Below are 13,964 nucleotides of genomic sequence, written 5' to 3' on the forward strand. Positions count from 1 at the left end.
TTGAATATGGGAAACAAGAAAGTTATTATTGTCGGTTCTTCCAGAAGCAATGGAAATACTTCAAAAATAGTTGATATAATTTCCACACAAATAAATGCCGATGTTATCGATTTAAGAGATTATTCGATTTCCTATTATGATTATGAAAGCGAAAATAGAGCCGATGATTTTTTGCCTTTAATAGCTTCAATTATTGAAAAATATGACACGTTGGTTTTCGCGACACCCGTTTACTGGTATACCATGAGTGGGATAATGAAAGTGTTTTTTGATCGCTTTTCTGATTTAATTAGAATCGAAAAAGAAATAGGTCGAAAATTAAGAGGTAAAAATATGTTTGTGATTTCAAATTCTGATGATGATACATTAGATTATGATTTTCACTTACCCTTTCGATTATCTGCGGAATATTTAGGAATGAAATATTTAGGAGAAAAGCATTTATCCTATCAAACAATAAAAGACCAAGAATACATCAATAGTATTTTAGAATAAAAGAGAATTTAAATCCTTTTAAAATTAAAGAAACAAATGTTAAGTATAAAAAATTTACACGCCTCAATTGGGGACAAAGAAATATTAAAAGGAATCAACCTTGAGGTAAAAGCGGGAGAAATTCACGCGATAATGGGACCAAACGGTGCCGGAAAAAGTACATTGGCTTCTATCATTGCAGGAAACGAAAACTACGAAGTAACCGCAGGCGAAATCTCTTTAGACGGAGAAGACCTTTCTGAATTGGCGCCAGAAGAAAGAGCGCACAAAGGAGTGTTCTTGTCATTTCAATATCCGGTGGAAATTCCAGGAGTTTCGGTAACGAACTTCATGAGAACTGCCATCAACGAAACTCGTAAAGCAAACGGTCTGGAAGAAATGCCGGCTAAAGATATGCTAAAAGTGATTCGTGAAAAATCAGAGTTACTGGAAATCGACAGAAAATTTCTTTCTCGTTCTCTAAACGAAGGTTTTTCTGGTGGGGAGAAAAAACGTAACGAAATTTTCCAAATGGCAATGTTAGAACCAAAATTGGCAATTCTTGATGAAACCGATTCTGGACTTGATATTGATGCATTACGAATTGTTGCAAACGGGGTTAACAAACTAAAAAGCGACAAAAATGCAATCGTAGTTATCACGCACTACCAAAGATTATTGGATTATATCGTTCCTGATTTTGTTCACGTGTTATACAACGGAAAAATTGTGAAATCCGGTGGAAAAGAATTAGCGCACGAACTAGAAGAAAAAGGATACGACTGGATTAAACAAGAACAAGAAGCGTAAAATTAGTTTGCAGTTTACAGTTTGCAGTTTGCAGTTTGCAAAACTCATAACTTATAACTCATAACTTATAACTACCAAAAATGGATTTAAAAGAAAAATTACTATCGTCTTTTATGGCTTTTGAAGAGCGCATCGATGTTCACTCTGAACTTCATGATGTAAGAACTTCAGCCATAAAAAACTTTGAAAATAAAGGTTTCCCAACCAAAAAAGACGAAGCTTGGAAATACACTTCGCTAAACGCGATCTTAAAAAATGACTTTACCGTTTTTCCAAAGGAAGAAAATGCAGTCGAATTCAACCACGTAAAAAAATATTTTTTACACGAAGTAGACACATATAAAGTAGTGTTTATAGATGGTGTTTTCAGTTCGCATTTATCCTCAACAACACACGACGGAATCGATGTTTGCTTGATGTCATCGGCATTGAACAAACCAAAATACAAAATGATTATTGATACTTACTTTAATCAAATTGCCAGCAAAGACGAAAGTTTGACTTCTTTGAATACGGCTTTCGCCAATGAAGGAGCGTATATCCACATTCCAAAAAGTAAAGTGGCAGATAAACCTATTGAGATTATGTATTTCTCGACAGGAAACGAAGCAGCGCTTTTGGTTCAACCAAGAAACTTGGTGATTGTTGGTGAGAATTCTCATGTTCAAATTATTGAGCGTCATCAAAGTTTAACCGAAAATCCGGTGTTAACGAATTCCGTTACCGAAATCTACGCTCAAAAACGTGCTATCGTTGATTATTACAAAATTCAAAACGATACGCTTGAAGCTAATTTAATTGACAATACCTACGTTTCGCAAAAACAAGAAAGTCACGTTTCAGTACATACCTTTTCTTTTGGAGGAAACTTAACGAGAAACAACTTGAATTTTTATCACTTTGGTGAACGATTGACAAGCACGTTGAACGGAATCACAATTATTGGCGAAAAACAACACGTAGATCATTATACTCTAGTGAAACATTCGACTCCAAATTGCGAAAGTTTCCAGGACTACAAAGGAATCTATTCCGATCGTTCTACAGGCGTTTTCAACGGAAAAGTGTATGTGGAAAAAGAAGCTCAAAAAACGAATGCGTTCCAGAAAAGTAATAATATTTTATTGAGCGACAAAGCGACAATAAACGCAAAACCTCAATTGGAAATTTTTGCCGATGATGTAAAATGTTCTCACGGTTGTACCGTTGGGCAATTAGACGAAACGGCAATGTTCTACATGCAACAACGCGGAATTCCTAAAAAAGAAGCCAAAGCGTTATTGATGTATGCGTTCTCGAATGCTGTTATCGAAAGCATCAAAATCCCAGAATTAAAACAACGAATCACCAAAATTATCGCCACGAAATTAGGGGTGAAAATAGGATTTGATTTGTAGTTTTTAGAAAAAACCGTTTTGTTTAAATAAACAAAACGGTTTTTATTTTCTAGCAAAATCTAATAATTGTGAGATATCGTGATTATCCGCTTCTCTTAAAGCAATAATATAATTTCGTCTATTTTCATCTGCATCTAAACGATTTTTAAATCCCCAACTAAAAACCTCCTTCTCAAAAATACTTTCTATAATAATATCAGCCATAATTCTGGAGTGACGGCCATTTCCGTTTGGAAAACAATGAATTTTCACGATTCGATGTTTAAATCGAATAGCTATTTCATCTGGACAATACGTTTTATTTTCAATCCAATACTTTGTATCATCTAATAAATAACGAAGTTCCATCTCAATATTAATCCAAGAAACACCAATTTTTTTCTCTGACTTCCTAAAATCTCCTGCCCATTTCCAGACTCCTCCAAACATTTTTTCGTGAACTTGTTTTACGAACTTTTCGCTTAATATAGTTTCAACCTTAAATTTACTTCTGATTGTCCATTCGATTGCTTTTTCAATATTAAATTGTTCAAACTCATCTAATTCTCGCATTGAAGCTATGGACTTTATCATCAGTCCATTCTTTTCTTCCTCTCCTAAAGGTGTTTGACCTTGCTGATATTCTAAATTCAATCCCATAGACTTCTACGCATTTCCTGTTTAATTTCTAATGCCAAGTCAGCAATGGCCTTTTGAATTACAGTTTCATCGTTTCCCTGATTTTCCAATTGCATGGTTTGATGCGTTCTCATTACAATTCTGACAGCCAATTCTTTTGCCTTATCATCAACATAGTTGTTAAAAGAGCCTTTATTGGGTACAAAACCATAGACTAATTGCATATCTAAAACCCTTGCTACTTCTTTTAAGGATTTTATCGAAATGGAACAATTGGCTTCACTTTCCTCTATCTTCCGCACACCTTGTTTACTTATACCTAGTTTGTTTCCTAATTGCTCCAATGTCATGTTTAACCCTTTTCTTATGGAAAAAACCCAACCTTTATCAGAAACTGAATTTTTCTTTGAATCTAATAACAAACTGGATTTCTGGTCCAATTGCTCCAGTATTATCTGTCTATTTGTTCTCATTATAAATTTATTTTTAAACCACAAGTAAACCATTTTGATTACTTAATAATATAAAAGTAAGCAAATATGTTTACTAAAACGCAAAAAAAGTAAACTTATAAATATACTTAAATAAAATAATGCTTTGTATGATCATATAAATCGAGGATTAGGAAGCATTTTAGTTCGTTTTCTTCAAACTCCCAATTACCCCTTTCAACATTTCATTAAAGTCAAATTCAGGACCTTCTAAACCCAATCTTACTACTACTAAATCAAGTGATGGGATTATAAACACCATTTGTCCTTGAAAACCGCTGCAGTGATACATATCTTTTGGTACATCACGGAAATTTCCGCCGGCATTGAGCCAAAAATGTCCGCCATATCTTCCGTTGGAAGTATTCGTGGGAGTTGTGGTGTATTTTATCCAACTTTCGTCCAAAATTTGTTCGCCGTTCCAATTGCCTTTATGCAAATACAACAATCCAAATTTTGACCAATCCCGTGTTGTAGCCCAACCGTAGGATGAACCTACATAATTCCCCGCCATATCCATTTCGACAATCATCGAGTTCATTCCTATTTTATCAATCAAAGCGGAATACCAGAAATCTAAATATTCCTGATGCGTTTTGAACTGCTTCCGCAAAATCCCGGAAAGCAAATTAGTAGTTCCCGAAGAATAATTCCAACGCATATTGGGTTTAATTTCTGATGGTTTCTCCAGTTGTGTCCGAGTCATATCTTCGGATTGGAAAAGCATTTTAGTAGCATCACAAATAGTCGTGTAATCCTCCACCCATTGTAAACCCGAATTCATGTGTAATAAATCACTTGTTGTAATCAATTTACGTTTATCATTCGCCCATTCTGGAATTGGAGCAGGATCATCAATATTAAATTTCCCTTGTTTTTCCAAAATTCCAAACATTGTGGCTGTAATACTTTTAGTCATGGACCACCCTAGTAGTTTACTGTTTTTATCGAAACCAGTATCGTACTTTTCGGCAATGATTTTGTCTTTATAAATTACTAATAGGGAACGCGTTCTTTTTTTGATTTGCCCCTTTGTATCAAATGCATAGGCCACAGCCGCATTCAATTTAGTATAATCAACGTTGCTAAAAATGGTGTCTTTAGGTTCCTTATTTCCATACGGAAAAGGTAAGTTGTTGTTCAATCTTGTTCTTTTAGGAACTTCATACGGTTTTGTTACATCAAAATCATCGTTGATTAAAGTCGCACCCAAACCTTCGCGGTAAATCGCTTTTCGCTCTTTCAAACCATAAACCGAAGCAACGGCAAATTTACCCATGTCTTCAATTTTGTTTTTTGCCAAATCAATCATATCGATATCATTGTCCCCTTTCTCAATCATTTCTTGGGAACGACTATCAATAAAATGCCCAGAAGCAATACTTTTGGCTGAAAAACCAGAAATTAAATCCAGTTTTGGATAGGTAGTGAACCCAAAATAAAAGATTCCGATAAAAGAGGCAAAACCAACGAACTTGAACAATTTTTTCATAGAGAATTAATTTCAAGCAATTTAATAAAAAAGAATCACATTTTTGAAACAGTATGGAAACCTGTAAAATGCTTTACTGTAAAAAAAAACTATACAAACCATTAAGAAATTAAGAATTACAGCTTACTTTTTCTTAATTTCTTAATGGTTAAATTTAGGAAGATATGTTGTTTCACTAAATATCCCATTTAAACGAAAAAATTAAGTGAGGTAGTTGTCCTTTATATTTCTCAATACCTTTATAGTAATTCGTTTTATTAACAACTGTTTGCTAAAAATTAATTCCAATTTCACTACTTTTGTATTTAGAAAAATTCTAAATAATGAAAAGCCAATAACAAATTGGATTATCAAAAAAAATGTTGCTTGTTGGCGTTCTATCACCAATAAACAACATTAAAAATAAGCAGATAAATGTTAGACATAAATAAAATTAGAGCCGACTTCCCCATTCTTTCCAAGAAAGTAAACGGAAAACCGTTAGTTTATTTCGACAACGGAGCCACTTCGCAAAAACCACAAGTTGTTATTGATGCAATTTCCAAATATTATCAGGAGATTAATGCGAATATTCATCGTGGCGTTCATACGCTAAGTCAATTGGCAACGGATGCTTATGAGGCTTCCCGTGGTAAAATTCAAAATCATATCAATGCCAAATTTGCTCACGAAGTGCTTTTTACTTCGGGAACAACGCACGGAATTAATTTGGTTACCAATGGATTTGCTTCGATTTTAAAACCAGGCGATGAAGTTTTAGTTTCGGCATTGGAACACCACAGTAATATTGTGCCGTGGCAAATGTTATGTGAGAAAACGGGTGCGATTTTGCGCGTAATTCCAATGAATCAGGAAGGCGAATTGATTATGTCAGAATATGATAAATTACTTTCTGATAAAACTAAAGTTGTTACTGTAAATCACATTTCGAACGCACTTGGAACAGTCAATCCTATAAAATATATGATTGATGAAGCACACAAATTTGGTGCCGCCGTTTTGATTGATGGAGCGCAAGCAGTTCCGCATTTGAAACCAGATGTTCAGGAATTGGATTGTGATTTTTATGCTTTTTCAGGACATAAAATGTGTGGCCCAACAGGAACTGGAATTTTATACGGAAAAGAAGCGTGGTTGAATAAATTACCGCCATATCAAGGTGGAGGCGAAATGATCAAAGAAGTGACTTTCGAGAAAACAACTTATGCTGAATTGCCTCATAAATTTGAAGCCGGAACCCCAAATATTGCCGGAGGAATTGTTCTGGGAACCGCCGTTGATTATATGAACGAAATTGGTTTTGAAAACATTCAAAACCAAGAACTAGAATTATTGCGGTATGGAACCCAACGATTATTGGAAATTGAAGGTTTGAAGATTTTTGGTACTGCCAAAGAAAAAACTTCCGTAATTTCGTTTAATATTGAAGGAATTCATCCCTATGATATTGGTACGATAATTGACAAATTAGGAATAGCCGTAAGAACGGGACACCATTGTGCGCAGCCAATCATGAATTTCTTTTGTATTCCGGGAACAATAAGAGCATCATTTGCTTTTTATAATACCAAAGAAGAAATTGATGTTATGGTCGAAGCAGTGAAAAAAGCACAACTCATGTTATCTTAAAAATGTGAAAAAAGCACAACTCATGTTATTTTAAAAATACAAAATTATGAAAATACTTTCTTTATTGTTCTTGACTATTTTTCTTGGAAAAGGTTGCGATAGCGCCAAAGCTCAAGACATTCAATCTGCTGTTATTGAATACACCGCCAATACCAGAGGTTTCTATCAAAAAATAACGGTCAAAAATCAAATGGTCACTGTTTCAAAAGACAGAAACGGAACTGACAAACCGGTGGCTACGAAAATTTCGGATGCTGATTGGAATGAATTAGTGAGTTGTTTCAAGACAGTAAAATTAGATAGTTTGGCAAAATTAAAAGCACCGACTAAAAAACGTTTTTATGATGGCGCGGCAATTGCCAATGTGAAAATTACCTATAAAGATAAAACATATGAATCTGCTAGTTTTGATGATGGTTTCCCACCAAAAGAAATTAAGAAATTCATAAATAAAATAACGGCATTAGCTAAAAAAGAATAATACTGAAATAAATTCAGCACGCTATGAAAATTAAAGATATACAAGAAGAAATAGTTGATGAATTTTCGATGTTTGATGACTGGATGGAACGCTATGAATACATCATCGAATTAGGCAAAAACCTTCCTTTGATCAAAGAAGAATTCAAAACAGAAAATAATCTGATTAAAGGCTGCCAATCGAAAGTGTGGTTGCAAGGCGAACAAAATGACGATACAATTGTTTTCACTGCTGATAGCGATGCCATTTTAACCAAAGGGATTATTGCCATATTGATCCGTACTTTTTCAAATCAAAGCGCCAAAGATATTTTGGATGCCGATATGGATTTTATTGACAAAATTGGTCTGAAAGAACATTTATCGCCTACCCGCGCCAATGGATTGGTTTCGATGATAAAAAATATTAAAATGTATGCTTTGGCATTCAACTCACAAAATTAAATAAAATGGAACAAGAAATAGACACAACTGAATTAGGAGAATCAATCGTAAAAATATTAAAGACTATTTACGATCCAGAGATTCCTGTAGATATTTACGAACTAGGACTGATTTATGACGTGATGGTCAATACAGATTATGAAGTAAAAATCCTGATGACTCTTACTTCTCCAAACTGCCCTGTAGCGGAAAGTTTGCCAAGAGAAGTAGAAGAAAAAGTAAAATCAATAGAGAATGTAAAAGATGCCGAAGTAGAGATTACTTTTGATCCGCCTTGGAGTAAAGATTTAATGAGCGAAGAAGCAAAATTAGAATTGGGAATGCTTTAGAAAGTATTCAGTTTGCAGTCGCAGTTTTCAGTTTTACACTGCGACTGCGACTGCGACTGCGACTGTAAACTAAAAAAAAATGGAAGAAATAATAAATAAAGTAGCGAATAGTGTTTTGGAAGTTTTCGATCTCGAAGATTATTATCCAAAGGGAATTCGTGCGCAAATTGATATCTCACAATGGCTTTTGGAAGGATTTTTATTGAAAGAAAAAGACTTTAGAGAGCATTTAAAAAATCACGAGTGGTCACAATACCAAGACCAATATGTTGCTATTAATTGCAGTACCGATGCTATTGTTCCGGCTTGGGCTTCTATTTTGGTTGCTATTCAATTAGCTCCGTTTGCTAAGAAAATCATCAACGGAACTTTAGAAGATTTGGATGCTTCTCTTTACGAGGAATTATTGCCTAAAATTGATTACTCAGTTTATGAAAACAAGCCTGTTATCATAAAAGGATGTTCCAGAAAACCAGTTCCTATGCGTGCCTATGTTTTGGCTGCTCATTATTTACAGCCCCTAGCCAGAAGCATCATGTACGGAGAGGCTTGTTCTGCGGTTCCATTATACAAAGCGTCTAAAAAAGGGTAACTTATCCTTTTATTTCATACTTTTAATTAAAAATAAAAGTCATGAAAAAAACTGTACTTTCATTCGTTTTTCTTTTGGTCTTAGTTTCTGCAAGTGCACAGGAAACTTCAAATGACACCATCAAACTTTGGACAAAAAAAGGAAATATTTCTTTGCTTTTTAATCAGACTGCTTTCAACAATAAATGGCTTGGCGGTGGAACTTCAAACCTTGCCGGGAATTTTGGTCTGAATTATGATTTCAATTATAAAAAAGGAGATGTAATTTGGGACAATAAATTCATAGTTGCTTATGGATTAACCAAAGTAAAAGGTTCAAAAACCTCAAAAACAGATGACCGTTTAGAACTGAATTCGCTTTGGGGTAAAAAAGCCAAAGGAGATTGGTATTACTCCCTTTTTTTCAATTTCAAAACACAAATGGATGTTGGTTATGATAAAGATGGCAATGGCATTTCTCATTTCTTTTCACCTGCTTATTTCCAGTTGGGACCAGGAATGTTATGGAAAAAAAGCAATAACTTAAGTGTCAATTTTTCTCCGGCCACAGCAAAACTAATTATTGTTCATCCTCATTTTACTGATTTCGGTCCTTCTTTTGGTGTATTGCAAGGTGACAGCTCCCGATTTGAATTTGGCGCCAGCATTTCAGGGTATTATAAACTCAATGTTATGGCAAATATTTCCATTGAAAACCGATTGAATTTATATTCCAATTATTTAGACCAACCACAAAATGTTGATATCGATTACCAAATGAACATTCTGATGAGAATCAATAAATACGTGTCGGCAAATTTAGCGTTACAGGGAATATATGATGACAATACAATCAAAGCGCTACAAGTACGAGAAGTTTTTGGTTTAAGTGCTAATTACGGCTTCTAGAAACTACTTCATTATTTTATAAAAAAGACCTTTAGAGTTTTCTAAAGGTCTTTTTTGTCCTGTGGCATCTTGAAATAATTCTTTTAACAATCAGCGTTCAACGCCGCAATTTTTCTCTTCGCAGACGAGCAACAGTCGGTTTATATTTAAATTAATATATTAATCCAAAAACTCTAATTTACCTGTAAGAAGCGAATAATATCCGCCTACTATTTTTATTTGTCCTTTATTTTCCATTTCTTTTAATATTTCACTCTTAGTTCTTATTTCAGATATGGCATATCGTATATTATTTTTATTAACAGTTTTTACATAAGCTTCATTTTTTGAAGATTTCTCTCCTTCAAAATTTTGACTCATCACAATGGCTGGCTTTATATTTGCTAACATCGCTGTGATATTTCCTAAATGCACATCATCAATCGCACCTTTAATTGCTCCACAGTGTTGATGACCCATTACTATAATTAACTTAGCACCTGACACTTTACAAGCAAATTCCATGCTTCCCAAGAGATCAGTATTTACAAAGTTTCCAGCGACCCTGCCTACAAAAACATCACCAAGACCTTGGTCAAAGACGTCTTCTACTGGGACCCTGCTATCCACACAACTTAAAACTATTGCTTTGGGAAATTGGCCGCCTGTTACAGCTTTTCGTACTTCTTCTGAGTGCTCCCGTTTTGTTACGTTTCCAGTGTTAAAGCGGTGATTACCTTCCTTAAATTCTAATAAAACTTGTTCGGGAGTTAAAGAATCTTGTTCCGTTTTTGTCATGACGTGCCTTTGCTTATATACATCAAATGAAGATGTTGTCTCTTTTTGCGTTCTTACATTTTTAGTAGTTGTATAACAAGAACTGAACATTTGGACTGTGATTACTATTACAGTAACCTTGAATAAATTTTTCATCATTTTCTATATATTTGATATAATGACGCAAAATTATACTGAATAGTTCATAAATTTTTATTTATATTTTTAATGAAATACATTAAATTAATTTATGAATTTTAAAAACGCAACACCTTTTGTAAAACCCTCTCAATTAGCATATAATTGCGGTCCGGGCAACTATTTGCTCCACCAAAGTAGCACCAGCAACGCCAGGATTTTTTTCTGCAAGCTTTAATACGATTTCAAGAGTTTCAAGATTAATCTCCTCAATTTTCTTAAATCTAATGCAACTAATCCCCTTACTAAGCTTTCCGAGTTCTTTTTTATATTCTTCCACCGCAGACTTATCCTCAACAATTGCACATACATAAATACTGATATAATTCTTTTGATTTGCCAGGGCAATAATAGGCCAATCTCTTTTTTGCTTTTTCGAATCGAGGTAGTAAAACGAACCGTAACCGATCATATTAGAAGCAAAATAAGGTTTTAGGTTTGGGACTGCTTTTTGAATAAAATCATGCAGAAAATCAATATTTTGCTTCTGATTGTCAGGTACCATCAAAAGATATTCTTCTACAGATTTGGCCTCATTTTTTGCAAACATGTTCATGATCGTGTCGTTTATATTAATTTCTGTTTACTGGTATTCATTTCCAACGAGCAGCTATTTACTTGTATAAAGTTACTCTTGTTTTAGCTATCCGCGTTGCAAACGCTCCAATTTTTTTTTAATTTAAGTAGGTACTCGTCGCAGACGTGCACCAGAGAACGGGGACAAACGAACGCCAGTTAGGACAAACGAGAGCCACTGGGGAGCTGCACAGATGGTTTTCAATTGTAACTGTGTCTGTATTCAATTGGTGTCAAGTTGGTTTTGCTTTTGAATAGTTTACTAAATGATTGTGGATATTCAAAACCTAATTGATACGCAATTTCGCTTACGGTCAAATTAGTAGTGGTTAAAATTCCTTTTGCTTTTTCAATCAATTTTTCGTGTATGTGTTGTTGTGTATTTTGTCCTGTCAAATTACGTAACATATCGCTTAAATACGAAGATGAAACATTTAGCTCAGTTGCCAGTTTTTCTACGGTGAGTAATGTCAAATCCGAGTTATCGGCGAAATATTTGTCTAAAATATTTTCAAATTTTGTAAGCAAATCGTTTGTAGCCATTTTTCGTGTAATAAACTGTCTACTGTAAAAACGATTGCAATAACTTAATAGCAATTCAAGGTTTGACACCATAACATCTTGGCTAAAATTATCCAATCTTGAGTTTATTTCTTTTTGAATATTTTGCACTATTGCTTCAATTGTTTTTTCTTCTTGGTCTGAAAGATGCAATGCTTCGTTTACTGTATAAGAAAAAAAGCCATAGTTTTTAATCATTTTTCCTAACGGATATTGTCTGATTAAATCGGGATGAAATAATAGTGACCAGCCGTCGATATTTCTATTTCCATCACTATCTACACTTATTATTTGATTTGGTGCTATAAATGACATTGTACCATCATCAAAATCGTAATGATTTTTACCATACTTTAATTTTCCTTTAAAACTTCTTTTGATTGAAATATTATAAAATTCTAAAAGCAATTTTTCATTTTGAGGTTGTATATAATTTGTTGTAGAAGAATGGTCAATAATTGTAATTAAAGGATTTAGAGGGCTAGGCAAACCCATAAAAGAATGTAACTCTTTTATCGAATTTATTTTAGTAATATTTTGCTCTGTATTTTTCATATCTAAAGTAGTAGGCAGCGATTTCTTGCTGCCTACTTTATCATTTTGTAAATTTAAGCATTTAAAAAATCAGTTCCGAAACTTCTGTCCGCAGTCATTACTTCTAAAACAATACCAGGGTATTCAAGCGGCAGCTTACTTACTTCGTTTAACTGATTTAATTCATCTGTTGTAAATACAATATCTACGGATTTTAAGTTGTCTTGAAGCTGTTGAATTTTAGTAGCACCAATAATTACACTACTCACCACAGGCTGATGTAATAACCAAGCCAAAGCCAATTGAGAAACCGAAACTTGTTTTTGTTCTGCCATTGGTGTAAGCACATCTAAAACTTCATAAGCTCTTTCTTCGTGAAAAGGTGGAAACGGGAAACTATTAAGCCTGCCTTCTTCTTTTTGGCCATCCCTTTTATATTTGCCTGTAAGTAATCCTCCACTTAAAGGGCTCCAAACCATCATTCCTACTTTCTGGTCTTGTAGCATAGGTACAATTTCACGTTCTACATCTCTTACATCTAATGAATAATTGGCTTGAAGAGAAGCAAACCGGTCTAAATGGTTGTATTGTGAATAAGAAAGGCCTTTCATTAATTGCCAAGCTGAAATATTACTTGCTCCAAAATATCTGATTTTTCCACTCCTAACTAAATCGTCTAATGTTTTGATGGTTTCTTCAATTGGCGTTAATGGGTCTGCTGTGTGAATTTGGTACAAGTCAATATAATCTGTAGGAAGCCTTTTTAAACTTGCTTCCACTTGTTGAATAATATGCTTTTTTGAAAGCCCCAAATCATTTTGTCCTTTACCCATAGTGCCTCTTACTTTGGTAGCCAGAACTAAATCGTCTCTATTGATAGAAAGATTTTTAATCGCCTGACCAATCATAACTTCGGAAAGTCCTTCTGAATAAATGTTTGCAGTATCTATGAAATTAACACCTGCTTCTGTTACAGTTTTAATTTGTTCATCAACAGCTTTTTGGTCAAGATTTCCCATATAACCGAAAAACCCTTTTCCGCCATAATTCATTGTACCTAAACAAAGCGTTGAAACTTTCAATCCTGTATTTCCTAAAATTTTGTACTTCATCTTTTATTTTAATTGTGAAGTGCAAAGTTGAAAATATTGAAAAGTTCGCTTGTGTCCAAAACGAAGTTGTTTGTGTTCAAAATGAGCTACAGCTTCGTTCCGGCGGGATCCGCGGTGCAAACGCTATAATTTGGCGTTTCATTTAAGTAGTTACTCGTCGCGGAAGAGGAGCAGTGAACGGGGACAAACGAGCGCCAATGGTATTTTTTGTGTTATTGTATTATTTGTTCACTGTTGTGGGCACAGTTTGCAAAACTGCCTTTACTTTGTATTTGATAAAAAATATTAAATTTATTCAAAGGAAAACAGAGGTGAACTATCAAAACCGCCAAGTTCATGACTTATTTAGCGCATTAGTCCTCTGTCTTCTCCTTGAATCCCGTTGAATTGCTTCAAATAGAATGATAGACATCAAGGTCTAATAAAGGCTCTAAAGAAGTTCAACATTTTTGTATATCCTAAATTCAAAGTTATGAAAAACTATTTATTTTACGTAGGTATTGATATTTCAAAATCAAAATTGGATGTAGTTATTTTAGAAAAACAAACGCCCAATGTGGCTAATCATTTCATTGTAGAGAATA

At 34.1% G+C, this 13,964-nt stretch carries 16 protein-coding genes; 9 read left to right on the forward strand and 7 right to left on the reverse strand.

Features of this window, described 5'->3' with window-relative positions:
• Positions 1 to 6 precede the first annotated feature (6 nt).
• The 3 genes from BUC23_RS10595 (at position 7) to sufD (ending at position 2,681) form a co-directional block, all read left to right on the forward strand.
• A complete protein-coding gene (locus BUC23_RS10595) occupies positions 7 to 495 on the forward strand; it encodes a flavodoxin family protein (RefSeq protein WP_073209232.1) in 489 nt (162 codons plus the stop codon).
• Positions 496 to 531: 36 nt separating this feature from the next.
• Positions 532 to 1,284, forward strand: a complete 753-nt coding sequence (sufC, locus tag BUC23_RS10600) for a Fe-S cluster assembly ATPase SufC (RefSeq protein ID WP_073209233.1) — start codon at positions 532 to 534, stop codon at positions 1,282 to 1,284.
• Positions 1,285 to 1,364: 80 nt separating this feature from the next.
• Positions 1,365 to 2,681 carry a Fe-S cluster assembly protein SufD gene (sufD, locus tag BUC23_RS10605; RefSeq protein ID WP_073209234.1) on the forward strand — a complete coding sequence of 439 codons (1,317 nt, stop codon included), beginning with the start codon at positions 1,365 to 1,367 and terminating at the stop codon, positions 2,679 to 2,681.
• A 42-nt stretch (positions 2,682 to 2,723) separates the two neighbouring features.
• Here the strand turns inward: sufD and BUC23_RS10610 are convergent, their stop codons facing one another.
• From BUC23_RS10610 to BUC23_RS10620, 3 genes are all read right to left on the reverse strand, one after another.
• The gene (locus BUC23_RS10610) at positions 2,724 to 3,320 is read right to left on the reverse strand and encodes a mobile mystery protein B (protein ID WP_073209235.1); all 597 of its coding nucleotides are present in this window, start codon (positions 3,318 to 3,320) and stop codon (positions 2,724 to 2,726) included.
• The gene (locus BUC23_RS10615; protein ID WP_073209262.1) at positions 3,311 to 3,772 is read right to left on the reverse strand and encodes a helix-turn-helix domain-containing protein; all 462 of its coding nucleotides are present in this window, start codon (positions 3,770 to 3,772) and stop codon (positions 3,311 to 3,313) included. The genes BUC23_RS10610 and BUC23_RS10615 overlap by 10 nt, the downstream gene beginning before the upstream one ends.
• Positions 3,773 to 3,932: 160 nt before the next feature.
• Entirely contained in the window at positions 3,933 to 5,282 is a 1,350-nt protein-coding gene (locus tag BUC23_RS10620; RefSeq protein ID WP_073209236.1) for a serine hydrolase domain-containing protein, read from the reverse strand.
• A 414-nt stretch (positions 5,283 to 5,696) separates the two neighbouring features.
• Here BUC23_RS10620 and BUC23_RS10625 point away from each other — a divergent pair, with 414 nt between their 5' ends.
• The 6 genes from BUC23_RS10625 (at position 5,697) to BUC23_RS10650 (ending at position 9,643) form a co-directional block, all read left to right on the forward strand.
• The gene (locus BUC23_RS10625) at positions 5,697 to 6,911 is read left to right on the forward strand and encodes an aminotransferase class V-fold PLP-dependent enzyme (protein WP_073209237.1); all 1,215 of its coding nucleotides are present in this window, start codon (positions 5,697 to 5,699) and stop codon (positions 6,909 to 6,911) included.
• A gap of 46 nt (positions 6,912 to 6,957) precedes the next feature.
• Positions 6,958 to 7,392, forward strand: coding sequence for a hypothetical protein (locus BUC23_RS10630; protein WP_073209238.1), 435 nt, complete (start codon positions 6,958 to 6,960; stop codon positions 7,390 to 7,392).
• A 23-nt stretch (positions 7,393 to 7,415) separates the two neighbouring features.
• Complete coding sequence (locus tag BUC23_RS10635) at positions 7,416 to 7,835, forward strand: SufE family protein (RefSeq protein ID WP_073209239.1); 420 nt, start codon at positions 7,416 to 7,418, stop codon at positions 7,833 to 7,835.
• A 5-nt stretch (positions 7,836 to 7,840) separates the two neighbouring features.
• Positions 7,841 to 8,164, forward strand: a complete 324-nt coding sequence (locus BUC23_RS10640; RefSeq protein WP_073209240.1) for an SUF system Fe-S cluster assembly protein — start codon at positions 7,841 to 7,843, stop codon at positions 8,162 to 8,164.
• A 79-nt stretch (positions 8,165 to 8,243) separates the two neighbouring features.
• On the forward strand, positions 8,244 to 8,756 hold the full coding sequence (locus tag BUC23_RS10645) for a DUF2480 family protein (RefSeq protein WP_073209241.1): 513 nt from the start codon (positions 8,244 to 8,246) through the stop codon (positions 8,754 to 8,756).
• Positions 8,757 to 8,797: 41 nt separating this feature from the next.
• On the forward strand, positions 8,798 to 9,643 hold the full coding sequence (locus BUC23_RS10650; protein WP_073209242.1) for a DUF3078 domain-containing protein: 846 nt from the start codon (positions 8,798 to 8,800) through the stop codon (positions 9,641 to 9,643).
• A 159-nt stretch (positions 9,644 to 9,802) separates the two neighbouring features.
• On the opposite strand, the gene BUC23_RS10655 is transcribed toward BUC23_RS10650, so the two are convergent.
• The 4 genes from BUC23_RS10655 to BUC23_RS10670 all read right to left on the reverse strand — a co-directional run bounded on the left by BUC23_RS10655 (position 9,803) and on the right by BUC23_RS10670 (position 13,380).
• A complete protein-coding gene (locus BUC23_RS10655; protein ID WP_341868412.1) occupies positions 9,803 to 10,558 on the reverse strand; it encodes a carbonic anhydrase family protein in 756 nt (251 codons plus the stop codon).
• Between the two features lie 133 nt (positions 10,559 to 10,691).
• Positions 10,692 to 11,153: a DUF1801 domain-containing protein gene (locus tag BUC23_RS10660; RefSeq protein WP_073209243.1), complete on the reverse strand. Its 462-nt coding sequence runs from the start codon at positions 11,151 to 11,153 to the stop codon at positions 10,692 to 10,694.
• Positions 11,154 to 11,374: 221 nt separating this feature from the next.
• Positions 11,375 to 12,289, reverse strand: a complete 915-nt coding sequence (locus BUC23_RS10665; RefSeq protein WP_073209244.1) for a helix-turn-helix domain-containing protein — start codon at positions 12,287 to 12,289, stop codon at positions 11,375 to 11,377.
• A 53-nt stretch (positions 12,290 to 12,342) separates the two neighbouring features.
• Positions 12,343 to 13,380: an aldo/keto reductase gene (locus BUC23_RS10670; protein ID WP_073209245.1), complete on the reverse strand. Its 1,038-nt coding sequence runs from the start codon at positions 13,378 to 13,380 to the stop codon at positions 12,343 to 12,345.
• Positions 13,381 to 13,964: the final 584 nt, after the last annotated feature.

It is taken from the genome of Flavobacterium xinjiangense, from assembly GCF_900142885.1.
Taxonomy (GTDB): domain Bacteria; phylum Bacteroidota; class Bacteroidia; order Flavobacteriales; family Flavobacteriaceae; genus Flavobacterium; species Flavobacterium xinjiangense.

Bases quoted from the DNA above. Each gene is read 5' to 3' on its own strand.
- BUC23_RS10635 (WP_073209239.1), top strand. From the start codon at position 7,416: ATGAAAATTAAAGATATACAAGAAGAAATAGTTGATGAATTTTCGATG.
- BUC23_RS10655 (WP_341868412.1), bottom strand. From the start codon at position 10,558: ATGATGAAAAATTTATTCAAGGTTACTGTAATAGTAATCACAGTCCAA.
- BUC23_RS10625 (WP_073209237.1), top strand. From the start codon at position 5,697: ATGTTAGACATAAATAAAATTAGAGCCGACTTCCCCATTCTTTCCAAG.
- BUC23_RS10650 (WP_073209242.1), top strand. From the start codon at position 8,798: ATGAAAAAAACTGTACTTTCATTCGTTTTTCTTTTGGTCTTAGTTTCT.
- BUC23_RS10620 (WP_073209236.1), bottom strand. From the start codon at position 5,282: ATGAAAAAATTGTTCAAGTTCGTTGGTTTTGCCTCTTTTATCGGAATC.
- BUC23_RS10660 (WP_073209243.1), bottom strand. From the start codon at position 11,153: ATGAACATGTTTGCAAAAAATGAGGCCAAATCTGTAGAAGAATATCTT.
- BUC23_RS10640 (WP_073209240.1), top strand. From the start codon at position 7,841: ATGGAACAAGAAATAGACACAACTGAATTAGGAGAATCAATCGTAAAA.
- BUC23_RS10615 (WP_073209262.1), bottom strand. From the start codon at position 3,772: ATGAGAACAAATAGACAGATAATACTGGAGCAATTGGACCAGAAATCC.
- sufD (WP_073209234.1), top strand. From the start codon at position 1,365: ATGGATTTAAAAGAAAAATTACTATCGTCTTTTATGGCTTTTGAAGAG.
- BUC23_RS10645 (WP_073209241.1), top strand. From the start codon at position 8,244: ATGGAAGAAATAATAAATAAAGTAGCGAATAGTGTTTTGGAAGTTTTC.
- sufC (WP_073209233.1), top strand. From the start codon at position 532: ATGTTAAGTATAAAAAATTTACACGCCTCAATTGGGGACAAAGAAATA.
- BUC23_RS10665 (WP_073209244.1), bottom strand. From the start codon at position 12,289: ATGAAAAATACAGAGCAAAATATTACTAAAATAAATTCGATAAAAGAG.
- BUC23_RS10595 (WP_073209232.1), top strand. From the start codon at position 7: ATGGGAAACAAGAAAGTTATTATTGTCGGTTCTTCCAGAAGCAATGGA.
- BUC23_RS10630 (WP_073209238.1), top strand. From the start codon at position 6,958: ATGAAAATACTTTCTTTATTGTTCTTGACTATTTTTCTTGGAAAAGGT.
- BUC23_RS10610 (WP_073209235.1), bottom strand. From the start codon at position 3,320: ATGGGATTGAATTTAGAATATCAGCAAGGTCAAACACCTTTAGGAGAG.
- BUC23_RS10670 (WP_073209245.1), bottom strand. From the start codon at position 13,380: ATGAAGTACAAAATTTTAGGAAATACAGGATTGAAAGTTTCAACGCTT.